Raw genomic sequence first — 13,716 nt, 5'->3', positions numbered from 1 at the left:
ATGCCGATCACCACGAGCGCACGCTGGCAGCAGGTACCGACACTGGCCGGAACACACGTGCGCCTGCAGCCGCTGGCTGCCGCGCATGCATCCGCGTTGGCCAGCGCCGTGCAGGATGGCGCGCTGTGGCAGTCGTTCTACAGCAGCGTGCCGGATCCCGCGGGCGTGCAGGCCTACGTTGCCACCGCGCTGGCCGAGCAGGCCGCCGGCCGCGCGCTGCCCTTCGTGGTGTGCGATGCCGGCGGCAGCATCGTCGGCAGCACGCGTTATTACGACCTTGCGCCGGGCGTGCCGCGGCTCAGCATCGGCTACACCTGGTACGCGCAGCGCGTGCAGCGCACCGGTCTCAACACCGAAGCCAAGTTGCTGTTGCTCGAGCACGCCTTCGGCACACTGGGCTGCATCGCCGTGGAGTTGCGCACCAGCTGGTTCAACCACGCCTCGCGCGCCGCCATCGCGCGGCTGGGCGCGAAACAGGACGGCGTGCTGCGCAACCACATGCGCCATCGCGACGGCAGCGTGCGCGATTCGGTGGTGTTCTCGATCCTCGACCACGAGTGGCCGGCGCTGCGCGCCCACCTGCGCGAGCGGCTCGACCGCCATGCGCCCGCGGAGACGGCATCGTGAGCGAGCACGTGCACACCGTCGGCATCGTCGGCGCGCGTGGCCATGCCGGCGCCGAGCTGATCCGCCTCGTCCACGCCCACCCGCATCTGCGTCTGGGCTTCGTTTCCTCGCGCGAGCTGGACGGCCAGCGCGTCAGCGACCACAACGACACTTACGAAGGCGAGCTTCGCTACGAAAGCCTCGATCCCGCCGCCGTGGCGACCAGAAGCGCCGACGTGGTGGTGCTGGCGCTGCCCAACGGCAAGGCCGCGCCCTACGTGGAGGCGATCGACACCGCCGCGCCGGACACGCTGATCGTCGACCTCTCGGCCGACTACCGTTTCGACAAGGCCTGGTATTACGGTCTGCCCGAGTTGACCCGCGCGCACTATGCTGGCCAGCGCCGCATCAGCAACCCCGGTTGCTACGCCACCGCCATGCAGCTGGCACTGGCGCCGCTGCGCGGTCTGCTGGGCGGCATGCCGGCCTGCTTTGGCGTCTCGGGCTACTCTGGCGCCGGCACCACGCCCTCGGACAAGAACGATGCGGACAAGCTGCGCGACAACCTCATGCCCTACCAGCTGACCGGGCACCTGCACGAGCGCGAGGTCACGCACCGGCTTGGCCAGCCGGTGGCGTTCATGCCGCACGTCGCAGCGTATTTTCGCGGCATCACGCTGACGGTGCACGCGCCGCTGGCGTCGCCGCTGGACGGCGTCGCGGCGCTGCGCGCGCTGTTCCGTGACGCCTATGCGCACGAACCGCTGCTGCGCGTGCGGGACGATCCGCCCTGGGTCAGCCGCATCGCCGGCCGGCATCATGCCGAGATCGGTGGCTTCGCACTGGGCGACGACGGTCGTCGCGCGGTGCTGGTGGTGACGCTGGACAACCTGCTCAAGGGCGCGGCGACGCAGGCGCTGCAAAACCTCAACCGCGCCCTGGGCCACCCCGAACTGGAGGGCATTCCGTTGGACGCCGCGGCACGACCGTGAAGCGGCATTCCGCCAACTTCACCATCGTTCGCCCCGTCCTTCAGGAGTTCCCGCCATGCGTCTTTCGCAATACCTATTGCCCACCCTCAAGGAGAATCCTGCCGAGGCGCAGATTGCCTCGCACCGGCTGATGCTGCGCGCCGGCCTGATTCGGCAGGAAGCCGCCGGCATCTATGCTTGGCTGCCGCTGGGGTTGCGCGTGCTGCGCAACGTCGAACGCGTCGTGCGCGAGGAGATGGACCGCGCCGGCGCGGTCGAGCTGCTGATGCCCACGCTGCAGCTGGCCGAACTGTGGCGCGAGAGCGGCCGTTACGACGCCTACGGCCCGGAGATGCTGCGCATCCGCGACCGTCATGAACGCGAGCTGCTATACGGGCCGACCAACGAGGAGATGGTCGCGGAGATCTTCCGTGCCTGCGTGCATTCCTGGCGCAACCTGCCGATGACTCTGTACCAGGTGCAGTGGAAGTTCCGCGACGAGCAACGCCCGCGCTTCGGCGTGATGCGCGGCCGCGAGTTCCTGATGAAGGACGCCTATTCGTTCGACCTCGACGAGGCAGCCGCGCGGCGCTCGTACCAGCGCATGTTCGTCGCCTACCTGCGCATGTTCGCGCGCATGGGCTTGCGCGCGATCCCGATGCGCGCCGAGACCGGGCCGATTGGCGGCGACCTCTCGCACGAGTTCATCGTGCTGGCGCAGACCGGTGAGTCGGCGGTGTACTGCGACAAGGCGCTGCTGCAGTTGCCGGTGCCGGGCGAGGACGTGGATTACGCGGGCGACCTATCGCCGCTGATCGCACAGTGGATCGCACCCTACGCGGCCACCGGGGATGTGCACGACGCGGCACGTTTCGAGCGCGAGGTGCCGGACGCGCAGCGCGTGCTGGCGCGCGGCATCGAAGTCGGCCAGATCTTCTACTACGGCACCAAGTATTCGCTGCCGATGAAGGCGCACGTGACCGGTCCGGACGGCGCCGAGCGGCCGATCCACGGCGGTTGCTACGGCGTGGGCGTGTCGCGCCTGCTGGGCGCGATCATCGAAGCCAGCCATGACGAGCACGGCATCGTCTGGCCCGAGGCGGTGGCGCCTTACCGCGTGGGCCTGGTCAACCTCAAGGTCGGCGACGCGCGCACCGACGCTATCTGCGCGATGCTGAAGGACCAGTTGGCCCAAGCGGGCACCGAAGTGCTGTACGACGATACCGACGAGCGCCCCGGCGCCAAGTTCGCCCGGATGGACCTGATCGGTCTGCCGTGGCAGCTGATCGTGGGGCCGCGCGGGCTGGAAACCGGCACGGTCGAACTGAAACACCGCGCCAGCAGCGAGCGCCGCGAACTCACTGCGGAGGCCGTGCTCCAGGCGCTGGCCGCGCAACATCCTTTCGATGCGGATCAGACAGGCAGGCAATCACCATGAGCGATCTTTTGTGGCAGAAGGCGGGCGTCGCGACCAACGCGCGCATCATGGCGTTCACCGCCGGCGACGACGTGATCCTCGATCGCGAGTTCTTCCTGCACGACATCGCCGCCAGCAAGGCGCACGTGCAGGGGCTGGCCAACATCGGCGTGGTCAGTGGCGACGATGCGGCTGCGCTGTTGCGCGAGCTGGATGTGCTGGCCACGGATTTCGAAAGCGGCGCCTTCGTGCTGGACGCGCGTTACGAGGACGGCCATTCCGCGATCGAGGCGCGCCTGACCGAGCGCATGGGCGATGCCGGCCGCCGCGTGCATACCGGGCGCAGCCGCAACGACCAGATCCTGGTGGCCACGCGCCTGTGGCTGAAGGACAAGCTCGACGAGCTGGAGGCGCATTGCCGCGCCATCGCCACGGTGTGTCTCGACCGCGCGGCGCAGCCGGCGTTGCCGCTGCCGGGCTACACCCACCTGCAACGCGCGGTGGTGTCCTCGACCGCGATGTGGTTCGCCGGTTTCGCCGAAGGCTACATCGACAATCTGCTGCGCGCGCGGCAGACACGCGAGTGGATCGACGCCAACCCGCTGGGCACGGCCGCGGGCTACGGCGTCAACCTGCCGCTGGACCGCGCGTACACGACCCAGGCGCTGGGTTTCGCGCGCATGCAGGTCTCGCCGGTGTACGCGCAGCTCTCGCGCGGCAAGTTCGAGATGGCCGCGATGGAAGCCCTCGGCAGCGCCATGCTCGACCTGCGTCGCCTGGCCTGGGATCTGTCGCTGTTCACCACCGCCGAGTTCGGCTTCGTCGTCTTGCCTGCGGAGTACACCACCGGCAGCTCGATCATGCCCAACAAGCGCAACCCGGACGTGGTGGAATTGCTGCGCGCCAGTTATGCGCCGGTGGCCGCCGCGCGCTGCGAGATCGAGCAGTTGCTGTCGCTGCCATCGGGCTACCAGCGCGATCTGCAGTTCTCCAAGGGCTCGCTGTACCACGGCGTGCGCCATGGGCTGATGGCGCTGGCGCTGCTGCCGGACCTGCTCGCGCGCCTGCAGTGGAACGAGGCCGCCATGCGCGCGGCCATCGAGCCGGCGATGTACGCCACCGACGTGGCCATCGAGCAGGCCGCCGCCGGCGTGCCGTTCCGCGATGCTTACCGCGCGGCGGCGAACGTAGCCACCCATGCGGGATCGGGACGCACGCCGGAGGCCAGTCTGGCGCAGCGGGTATCGCCGGGCGCGGGTCTCGACCTGCGGCTCGACGCGTTGCGCGCCCGGCTCGACGCGCTCGCTTCCTGAGGCCCGCATCATGGCCGCGACGCGCACGCCATCGCCACTGCAGCCGCAGGCGCTGCCGGCGTGGCGGCGCGCGGTGCTGAAGGTCGGCAGCAACCTGCTGGCGGCCGATGGTGGTGGGCTGACCCCGCGTCATGCGGCGGCTTTGGCCGATTTCGTGACCGCCAGCCATGCCGCGGGACGGCAGGTGGTGCTGGTCTCGTCCGGCGCGGTGGCTGCAGGTCGCGCGCTGCTGCGCGAACACGCGCCGGCCGCAGGCGACCTCGCCGCGCGGCAGGCGCTGGCGGCGCTGGGTCAGGCGCCGATGATCGCGTTGTGGCAATCGCTGAGCGCGCGCCCGGTGGCGCAGGTGCTGCTGACCCACGACGATCTGCGCAATCGCCGCCGTTATCTCAACGCGCGCGTCACACTGCGCGGCCTGCTGGCGCTGGACGTGCTGCCGGTAGTCAACGAGAACGACACCGTGGCGGTGGACGAGCTCAAGCTGGGCGACAACGACAATCTCGCCGCGATCGTCGCTGCGCTGGTCGACGCCGACCTGCTGCTGATCGCCTCGGATGTCGACGCGCTGTACAGCGCGGACCCACGCAAGGCCCCGCATGCGCAGCCACTGGCTCGCATCGATGCAATCACGCCCGCAGTCATGGCCATGGCCGGCGACAGTGGCAGCAGCGTCGGCACCGGCGGCATGCGCACCAAACTGGAGGCTGCGGCCAAGGCCGCGGCCGCCGGCATTTCCACCGCTTTGTTCAGTGGCCGTGACGCCGCCGTGTTGCAGGCGCTGGGTCGTGGACAACTGCAGGGTACGCTGGTGCAGGCGCCGGCCAGTCGCATGCAGGCGCGCAAGTACTGGCTGCGCCACGCGCCGAGTACGGGGCAGGTGTGTGTCGATGCCGGCGCCGCCAAGGCGCTGGCCGCAGGGCGTGCCTCGTTGCTGCCTGGCGGAGTGCTGGGCGCGCGCGGCGAGTTCCATCGCGGCGACCTGGTGGAAATCGTCGATGCCGAAGGCCGGCCCGTGGCGCGTGGTCTCAGCCAGTACACGGCGGTCGAGGTGGCGCGACTGGCCGGCCACCACAGCCGCGAGATCGCAGCGTTGCTGGGCTATACCTGCGGTGCGGAGATCGTGCATCGTGACGATCTGGCCGCGGTGCGCGAAGCCGACCGCGGGGGAGACACGCACGCATGAGCCGCGGATCGAGCAGCACGCTGCGCCTGCAGGCCGAGGCCTGCCATGCGGCATCGATCGCCATTGCAGCGCTCGATGCCGATGCACGGCATGCCTTGCTGGTCGCCATGGCCGACGCCTTGGCCGACGGCAGCGCGGACATTCTGGAGGCCAATGCGCGCGACATGCACGCGGCCCGAGCCGCAGGACCGCAGGGCGCGTTGCTCGATCGCCTGAAACTCGATCCTGCGCGCGTCGCTGCCATGGCCGCGGCGGTGCGCGCGGTGGCCGGGATGCCCGATCCGGTCGGCAAGGTCACACAGCGCGAGACGCGCCCCAACGGTCTCGTGGTCGAGCGCGTGCGCATCCCGCTGGGCGTGATCGCGATGATCTACGAGGCGCGTCCCAACGTCACCGCCGATGCCGCGGCGCTGTGCCTCAAGGCGGGGAATGCGGCAATCCTGCGCGGCGGTTCGGAGGCGCGGCAGTCGAATGCCGCCATCGCCGGCGTGCTGGGCGCGGCATTGCAGGCACAGGGTCTGCCGGCCGCAGCGGTGACGCTGGTGCAGGACCCCAGCCGCGAGGCCATGGTCGAGCTGCTGCAGTTCAGCGATCTGGTCGATCTGGCCATCCCGCGCGGCGGCGAGGGTCTGATCCGCTTCGTCGCCGAGCACGCGCGCGTGCCGGTGATCAAGCACTACAAGGGCGTGTGCCATCTGTTCGTGGAGCAAAGCGCCGATCCGGCGATGGCGCTGGAGCTGTTGATCGACGGCAAGACCTCGCGCCCGGGCGTGTGCAATGCCATCGAGACACTGCTGGTCGACGCCGCCATCGCGCCGCGTTTTCTGCCGCAGGCGTTGGCCGCGCTGGCCGCGCGCGGCGTGGAGCTGCGCGGCTGCGCGCGCACGCGCGCGTGGTCGGACGCGGTGCGGCCCGCCAGTGACGACGACTACGCCGCCGAGTTCCTCGACCTGATTCTTGCCGTGCGCGTGGTCGACGGCCTGGACGCGGCATTGGCGCATATCGCGCAGTACGGCTCGGACCACACCGAGGTCATCGCCACCGGCGACGCGCAGGCGGCGGAACGCTTCGTGCGCGGCACGCGCAGCGCCGCGGTGATGGTCAACGCGTCGTCGCGTTTCAACGACGGCGGCGAGCTGGGCCTGGGCGCCGAGATCGGCATTTCCACCACGCGCCTGCACGCCTACGGCCCGATGGGCGCCGAATCGCTGACCATCGAGCGCTACGTGGTGCGCGGCAACGGGCAGGTGCGTCACCCCGGCCAAGGATGATCGGCGCAGCCGGCGCCCATTGCATGCGACTCAGTCGGCGCGCAGCACCGCGCGCAGGGCCGCGTCGGTGGCCGCAAGCGGCTGCGCGTGGCTGGGTCGTGCCAGCAGCGCCGCCAGCGCCGGCGGCGTGTCGACGCCATGGCCGAAGGCGGGTTCGACCACTTCGGGAAACTTGGCCGGGTGCGCCGTGGCCACCACCGCGTAGTCGCGCGCGTCGCCCTGCAGGCGCAGTTGCTCGAGCACGTGCAGCGCCGTGGCGGTATGCGGACAGGGCTGCAGGCCGTGGCGATCTTCCGCGGCACGCAGCGTGGCCGCGATGGTCGCGTCGTCCACCGTGAACGCCGCGAAGTCCGCGCGCAGCGCGGCGTCGTCCGGATACAGCGCGCGCAGGCGCTCGAAGTTGCTGGGTGCGCCCACGTCCATGGCGTTGGCCAGCGTGCGCCGGCTGCGCTGCGCCCGGTAGGTGGCACCGGCGAAGTACCGCGGCAGGGTGTCGTTGGCATTGCAGGCCAGCACGATGCGCGCGATGGGCAGGCCCATGCGCCGTGCGAGGGCCGCTGCGGTGGCATTGCCCAGGTTGCCGGTGGGCACGATGAACGAGAGCGGGCGAGCGTGCGTGCGCCAGTGCTCGAGCGCCGCCCATGCGTAGTAGCCGGCCTGCGGCAGCAAGCGCCCCAGGCTGATGCTGTTGGCCGAGGCCAGCGCGGCTCGCGCACGCAGTTCCGGATCGGCCAGCGCGGCCTTCACCATGCGCTGGCAGTCGTCGAAGGTGCCGGCGACGCGCAGGGCCAGCACGTTGTTGGAGAACGCGCCGAGCTGGTGCGCCTGGCGCGGCGACACGCCGTGCGCGGGATACAGGATCACCACGCGGAAACCGGGGCGCAGGTGGAACGCCGCCGCCACCGCCGCGCCGGTGTCGCCAGAGGTGGCCGCGAGGATGGTCAGGGGTTGCGCAGCGGGCGTGCGCAGGTGCTGCAGGGCCGCGGCCAGAAAGCGTGCGCCGATGTCCTTGAAGGCGGCGGTGGGGCCGTGGAACAACTCCAGTACAAAGTCGGCCTCGCCATGCAAGCGACGCAGCGGCAGCGGCTGCGCAAAGGCTGACTCGCACAGCGTGGGCAGATCGGCTGCCAGCGCGCTGCCCGCGAAAAACGGACGCAACAGCACGGTGCAGACCGTGGCCGGTGTGGACGCGGCGGCCAGTGTCGCAAGATCGATGCGCGGCAGCGTTGCGGGCAGGTACAGGCCGCCATCGGGCGCCAGGCCGGCCGCCAGCGCTTGCGCCAGATCGGCATCTGGCGCGCCGCCGCGCGTGCTCAGGAACCGCATGCGATGACCTCCGCGCGCGGACCGTCGACCGGCGCCACCCAGCCGTCGCTGTCGATGCCGTGGCCGGCGAAGGCGGCGCGCATCGCGGCCAGAACCGTATGCGCCGAAGCGGCGTCCGCGCACCAGGCGAACACGCTGGGCCCGGCGCCGGACAGGCTGCCGCCCAGCGCGCCGGCATCCAGCAACGCCGCGCGCACACTGGCGAAACCTGGCACCAGCGCGGCGCGGCGCGGTTCGACCAGCACATCGTGCAGGCCCTCGCGCAGCAGTTGCACCTCGCCGCGATAGCACGCCGCCAGCAACAGTGCCAGGTACGTGCTTTGCGCGACGAACTCGTGCAAGGCATACGGCACGGCCAGCACCGCGCGTGCGGCGCGCGTCTGCAGTTCGCAATGCGGATGCACCACCGCGCAGTGCACGCCCGTGGGTACCGGCACGCGCAGCAGGCGCTCGGCGCTGGCCAGCACCAGGCCGCCGAGCAGCATCGCGCCGACGTTGTCACCGTGGCGCGCGCCGCTGGCCACGGCTTCGCCGCTGATCGCGTGAGGATAAAGCTGTTCGCGCGTCAGCGGATTGGGCAGCAATGCATTGGCAGCGACCACGGCGGCCACGCTGGAGGCCGCCGATCCGCCCAGCCCGGCGGCGTAGGCGATGCCCTTGAAGATCTCGATCTCGAAGCCAAAGTCCAGGCCCAGCGCCGTACCCAGCGTCAGCAGCGCGGCGCCGGCGGTGTTGCGCGTGGCATCGCGCGGCAGTTCGGTGGTACTGCCGTGGATCGCGCCGATGCGCACGCCCGGTGTCGGCATGCGCCGCACCAGCACTTCGTCGGCGGGTCCGGCGAAGGTGTGGCCGAGCAGGTCGAAGCCGGCGGCGACGTTGCCGACGCTGCACGGCGCGCGCGCGCGCGCCCAGGTGTTCATTGCAGTCGCTGCCTTCATGGGTTTCTCCGCAGATTGCCGGCGACGCGCAGCAGATCGGCGAACACGCCGGCGGCGGTCACCTCCGGTCCTGCGCCGGGGCCTTGCACGACCAGCGGATTGTCGCAGTAGCGGCGCGTGCTGAACTGCAGCAGATTGTCGGTGGCGCGCAGGTGTGCCGCGGCGTGCGTGTCGGCGATCTCGCGCAGTCCCACCGTGGCCGTGCCCTGCGCATCCAAGGTGGCCAGGTAGCGCAGGCGTGTGCCACGGCGCTGCGCTTGCGCGAGGCGCGCCGCCATGTCGGTGTCGAGCTCATCGAGCCGCGCCATGAACCTGTCGCGCTCGATGCGCATCAGCGCTTCTGGCACCAGGCTCTGCACCGCGACTTGTTCGATGTCCAACGCCAGCCCGGCCTCGCGCGCCAGGATCACCAGCTTGCGCGCCACGTCCATGCCGGCGAGGTCATCGCGCGGATCGGGCTCGGTGTAGCCGCGCGCATGCGCTTCGCGCAGCAACGCGGAAAACGGCCGGCTGCCATCGTAGTGATTGAACAGCCAAGACAGCGTGCCGGAGAGGACGCCATCGATCGCGCGCAACGTGTCGCCGGTGTCGATCAGGTCGCGCAGAGTCTGGATGACCGGCAGTCCGGCACCGACGCTGGCCTCGTAGCGCAACTGCGCACCACTGCTTGCGGCGGCGGTGCGGATGCTCTGCCAGCGTTCCAGTGGCCCGGATGCGGCGCGTTTGCTCGGCGTGATCACGTGGATGCCGGCCTGCAGCCAGCCGGCGTAGGCATCGGCCAGCGCGTCGCTGGCGCTGCAGTCGATGATCACGGCATGCGGCAGATGGCCGGGATGCACGTGTGCGGCGAATGCGGCGAGATCCGTGGCGGCGCCCGATTGCACGCGCGCGCGCCAGTCCGCAGGCATTTCGCTGCCGGCATCCAGCCACTGCCGGCGGCTGTCGGCGATGGCGCGCACGCGCAGGTCGATGGCGTGTTCGTGACGCAGGCGGGACTGCGCGGCGCGCAATTGTTCGAGCAGTGCGGTGCCGATCTGGCCAGGACCGATGATGCCGATGCTGAGCGTCTGCCCGGACAGCAGGAACGCCGCGTGCGCGGCGCGCAGCGCACGCGTGGTGTCGCCGGCGCCGACCGCGACCGAGATGCTGCGTTCGCTGGCGCCCTGGGCGATGGCGCGCACGCTGACTTGCGCGCGTGCGATGCCGGACAGCAGGCGCGCGGCCACGCCGGGCTGGCCGATCATGCCCTCGCCCACCGCGGCGATCACGCCGATGTCGCGCGTCAGCGTCACGCCCTGGATGCGTCCATCGCCGATCTCCGCGGCAAATGCGTGCAGCAGGGCGGCGCGCGCCTGCGCGCCATCGGCATCGCGGATGACGCAGCAGATCGAGTGCTCGGACGAACCCTGCGAGATCATGCTCACCGAAATACCCGCCGCGCGCAGCGCGCCGAACACGCGCTCGGCGGTGCCTGGCACGCCGAGCATGCCGGCGCCTTCGAGGTTGAGCAACGCCATGCCCAGCATCGCGCTGAGACCCTTGACGGCGGTCGCGCTGCTGCGGTCGTGGTCGATGCGTGTGCCGGGGTGCGCCGGATTGAAGCTGTTGCGGATGCGGATCGGCAGTGCGCGCTGCATCGCTGGGAGCAGGGTCTGCGGATGGATTACCCTGGCGCCGAAGTAGGCCAGCTCGCAAGCCTCGGTGTAGCTGAGCTGTGGCAGCGACACGGCTTCGCCGACCAGACGCGGATCAGCGCTGAGCATGCCATCGGTATCGCCCCACAGGGTGAGTTCGCGCGCGTTGGACAGCACGGCGAAGATCGCCGCCGAGTAATCGCTGCCGTTACGGCCAAGGGTAATGTCGGCGCCGCTCGCGTCACGCGCGATGAAGCCGGTGACCACGACATGTGGTTGCGGATTTTGCGCGCGCCATGCCGACCACGCGGCTTGGCTGCGCGTCCAGTCGACCTGCGCGCCCATCTCGTGTCGGTGCACGGTCAGCACATCGCGCGCATCGAGCAGGGCGCAATCGCGGCCATCGTGGCACAAGCGCGATTGCAGACAGCGCGCGCTCCAGATCTCGCCGCGACCATGGATGCGGGCGTGCAGTGCCTTGCTGCAACCCGCGCCGCGTGCCTGCGCCAGCAGCATCGCGCAGGCGTCGAAGTCGCGCTGCAGCCAGTCGCGCAACGCGGCATCGGCGCTGGCCGCGGCCAGCGCGAGGTGGCGTAGCAGCAGATCGGCGAGCATGGTGGCGGGGTCATCCGTGGCTTCGCTCAGCGCCACCAGGACGTTGGTGACGCCTTGCAGCGCGGACACCACGATGAGCTGTGCCGGTTCCCCGGCATCGCGCAGAATGCTGCTGACGCGTGCCATGCGCGCGGCGTTGGCCAGGCTGGACCCGCCGAATTTGTGTACGCAGGGGCGCTGGTCTGGCTGTGCTGAATCCGCAGGCGGCGAAGGCATGATGGATCTCCGGTGAGACCCTGCCGATGCGCCGCGGTGGGCAACCCCGCCGCGTGCATCGGCGGGGTCGGGGGCATGGATCAGTTCAACTCAAGGCATGCGCACGCGACCGCCGCGGTTCGCGGTCGTCGTAGTCGTCGTGGTGAAGCCGTTGCCGCGTGCTGCGGCAGGAAACGGCGAGCCCGCGGCATGCCTGGCACGGGTGAATGCATTCTGGCTGGCGTGCGTGATCATGGCCGCAGTCAAGCCGTGCCGGGATGTTTTGTCAAGCCGCCCGCGGATGTGGCGCCATGCTTGCGGGCGCTGATATGCGAGACGCCATTGTTCTGCGCGCACGCAGTACTCGATAATCGGCAGGTCCGGGCGCGGTGCAAGTCCAGCCTTGGGCAATTGTCCAGGACTCGTAAGCTGTCGGCAAAGCAGATGCTTTGCCGGTGCGGTCCAATCGCGTACTTTTGCCAGGCGTAGCCGATGAATCAGCGCACCCCGCGCCGCCGCGCGCAGTTTGCCTACGCCGCGCTCGGTGTGCTGGCCCTGCTCGCGCTGCGCTTGGCCTCGGCATGGTCGCTGCGGGTCGATTCCGACGAGCCGCAGCACCTGCACGTGGTGTGGGCATGGACGCAGGGCCAGTTGCCCTACGTGAACCTGTTCGACAACCACACGCCGCTGTTCCAGTGGCTGATGTCGCCGCTGCTGGCGCTGCTTGGCGCGCGTGCCGACATCGTGCCGTGCATGCGCACGGCAACCATTCCGATCTGGGCGCTGGGCCTGGCGTTCACCTGGTGGCTGGGCCGCCGCCTGTGGAACACGCGTGTGGCATGGACGGCAATGGCGCTGACCGCGCTGTTTCCGCTGACCTACCTGTCCAGCGTGCAATTCCGCACCGACGACCTGTGGTGGGTGATGTGGATGGGCGCCGTGGCCACGGGGGCCATCGGTGCGCCGCGGCGCGGCTGGCTGGCGCTGAGCGGCCTGCTCGCCGGATTGGCGTTCGCGGTGTCGATGAAAAGCTCGCCACTGCTGATCACGCAATTGCTGGCGCTGGCCATGCTGGCGTTGTTCTGGCGCTTGCAGGGTCGCGCCATCGCCTGGCGCGCGTGGTTGCGCACCGTGCCTGGCTGGTTGCTGGGTCTGATCCTGCCGCTTGGCGCGTTTGCGGTGTTCTTTGCGCTGCATGGGGCGTTGACGCGGGCTTGGTATTTCTGGGTGACCTACAACATCGTGCCCGGCCTCGGCGACTGGAGCGGCGGGCCGGCGCATTATTTTCTGTTTCCCGCGGTGCTGCTGCTGGTGGCGCTGGTCACCTGGAGGCGCTTGCGCGACAGCGCCGATCCGGTGTTGACGTTGCGGCGTCTGGTTCCGTTCGCCGGCGGCGCGTTGTATCTGGGTGCCTTGTTCAGCTTCTGGCCGCTGCTGACCTTGCAGGACCTGCTGCCGGCGATGCCGCTGATCCTGCTGGGCATCACCGGGTCGCGGCTGGGCACGCGTTCGCGCGTGACGGCCGGCTTCATCAGCGCGTTCGTCCTGGAGCTGGCGCTGATTCTCGCCGCGCGGCCGCCGTGGTGCGATCACTTGCTGCACCGTCAGGAGCGCGATCTGGCCATGGTGCTGCAACTCACGCGTCCAGGCGAGTATGTGATGAATGCCAAGGGCGAGGCGATCTTCCGCCCGCGGCCGATTTTCTGGGTGTTCGAGGACATCGCGCGCTACCGCATCGCGCATGGTCTGCTGCACCCGCAGGTGCGCGCGCACATGGTGCGCACCGGCACGCCGGTGCTGATGGATTACCGCATGCCGCACGAGGACCGCGGCTTCATCGAGCACAACTACCTGCCCGTGCGCGGCAATGTACGCGTGCTGGGCGTGCGCTTCCGGGTCGCCGCCGCCGCTCAGGCCGTGGCGCTGCCGGTGGCGGTGGGTCAGGACTACGTGCTGCTCTCGCCGCAGGGGCGCGTGCATGCGTGGCTTGATGGCAAGCCGTTTGATCGGCCCATGCATCTGGCGACCGGCTGCTATCGGTTGCGGGTGCCGCAGGCAGGCGCGTACACGCTGATGTGGGCGCCGGCGTTGACGCGGGGTCTGCGCGTGGCGCAGGTCTTCGCGCATCCGACGGCGTGGGTCGCGGCACCCTTTGGCAGTGCCGCGGCGGCCGCGCAGTGCGCCGCGCAGCACGTGTCGCCGATCCGCGCAACGCGTGCCGACTGAGAGGCCAGGAAAAAATCGTCC

General features: G+C 70.1%; 10 protein-coding genes. 7 read left to right on the top strand and 3 right to left on the bottom strand.

Annotated elements, in window-relative coordinates:
• The 6 genes from Mschef_RS11370 to Mschef_RS11345 are packed head-to-tail and all read left to right on the top strand — an operon-like array spanning position 1 to position 6,761.
• Positions 1-627 carry a GNAT family N-acetyltransferase gene (locus Mschef_RS11370; protein WP_136256406.1) on the top strand — a complete coding sequence of 209 codons (627 nt, stop codon included), beginning with the start codon at positions 1-3 and terminating at the stop codon, positions 625-627.
• The gene (argC, locus tag Mschef_RS11365) at positions 624-1,598 is read left to right on the top strand and encodes an N-acetyl-gamma-glutamyl-phosphate reductase (RefSeq protein ID WP_081128513.1); all 975 of its coding nucleotides are present in this window, start codon (positions 624-626) and stop codon (positions 1,596-1,598) included. The genes Mschef_RS11370 and argC overlap by 4 nt, the downstream gene beginning before the upstream one ends.
• A 55-nt stretch (positions 1,599-1,653) precedes the next feature.
• Positions 1,654-3,015 (top strand): proline--tRNA ligase, encoded by a 1,362-nt coding sequence (proS, locus tag Mschef_RS11360; RefSeq protein ID WP_081128511.1) that lies wholly within the window; start codon positions 1,654-1,656, stop codon positions 3,013-3,015.
• Positions 3,012-4,307 carry an argininosuccinate lyase gene (argH, locus tag Mschef_RS11355; protein ID WP_081128509.1) on the top strand — a complete coding sequence of 432 codons (1,296 nt, stop codon included), beginning with the start codon at positions 3,012-3,014 and terminating at the stop codon, positions 4,305-4,307. The genes proS and argH overlap by 4 nt, the downstream gene beginning before the upstream one ends.
• A 10-nt stretch (positions 4,308-4,317) precedes the next feature.
• Entirely contained in the window at positions 4,318-5,490 is a 1,173-nt protein-coding gene (proB, locus tag Mschef_RS11350) for a glutamate 5-kinase (protein WP_081128507.1), read from the top strand.
• Positions 5,487-6,761, top strand: coding sequence for a glutamate-5-semialdehyde dehydrogenase (locus tag Mschef_RS11345; protein ID WP_081128505.1), 1,275 nt, complete (start codon positions 5,487-5,489; stop codon positions 6,759-6,761). The genes proB and Mschef_RS11345 overlap by 4 nt, the downstream gene beginning before the upstream one ends.
• Before the next feature lie 30 nt (positions 6,762-6,791).
• On the opposite strand, the gene thrC is transcribed toward Mschef_RS11345, so the two are convergent.
• Genes thrC through thrA form a run of 3 tightly spaced genes read right to left on the bottom strand, consistent with a single transcriptional unit; the run spans position 6,792 to position 11,490 of the window.
• A complete protein-coding gene (gene thrC / locus Mschef_RS11340) occupies positions 6,792-8,087 on the bottom strand; it encodes a threonine synthase (protein WP_081128503.1) in 1,296 nt (431 codons plus the stop codon).
• Positions 8,075-9,025: a homoserine kinase gene (locus Mschef_RS11335; protein WP_081128501.1), complete on the bottom strand. Its 951-nt coding sequence runs from the start codon at positions 9,023-9,025 to the stop codon at positions 8,075-8,077. The genes thrC and Mschef_RS11335 overlap by 13 nt, the downstream gene beginning before the upstream one ends.
• Entirely contained in the window at positions 9,022-11,490 is a 2,469-nt protein-coding gene (gene thrA, locus Mschef_RS11330; RefSeq protein ID WP_081128499.1) for a bifunctional aspartate kinase/homoserine dehydrogenase I, read from the bottom strand. Before thrA ends, Mschef_RS11335 begins: the two co-directional genes overlap by 4 nt.
• Before the next feature lie 471 nt (positions 11,491-11,961).
• Here thrA and Mschef_RS11325 point away from each other — a divergent pair, with 471 nt between their 5' ends.
• Positions 11,962-13,695 (top strand): glycosyltransferase family 39 protein, encoded by a 1,734-nt coding sequence (locus Mschef_RS11325; RefSeq protein WP_081128497.1) that lies wholly within the window; start codon positions 11,962-11,964, stop codon positions 13,693-13,695.
• The last annotated feature ends 21 nt before the right edge of the window (positions 13,696-13,716 follow it).

This window comes from Metallibacterium scheffleri (assembly GCF_002077135.1).
In the GTDB taxonomy this organism is placed as follows: Bacteria; Pseudomonadota; Gammaproteobacteria; order Xanthomonadales; family Rhodanobacteraceae; genus Metallibacterium; species Metallibacterium scheffleri.
This window is presented reverse-complemented; position numbering and strand designations above follow the sequence as displayed.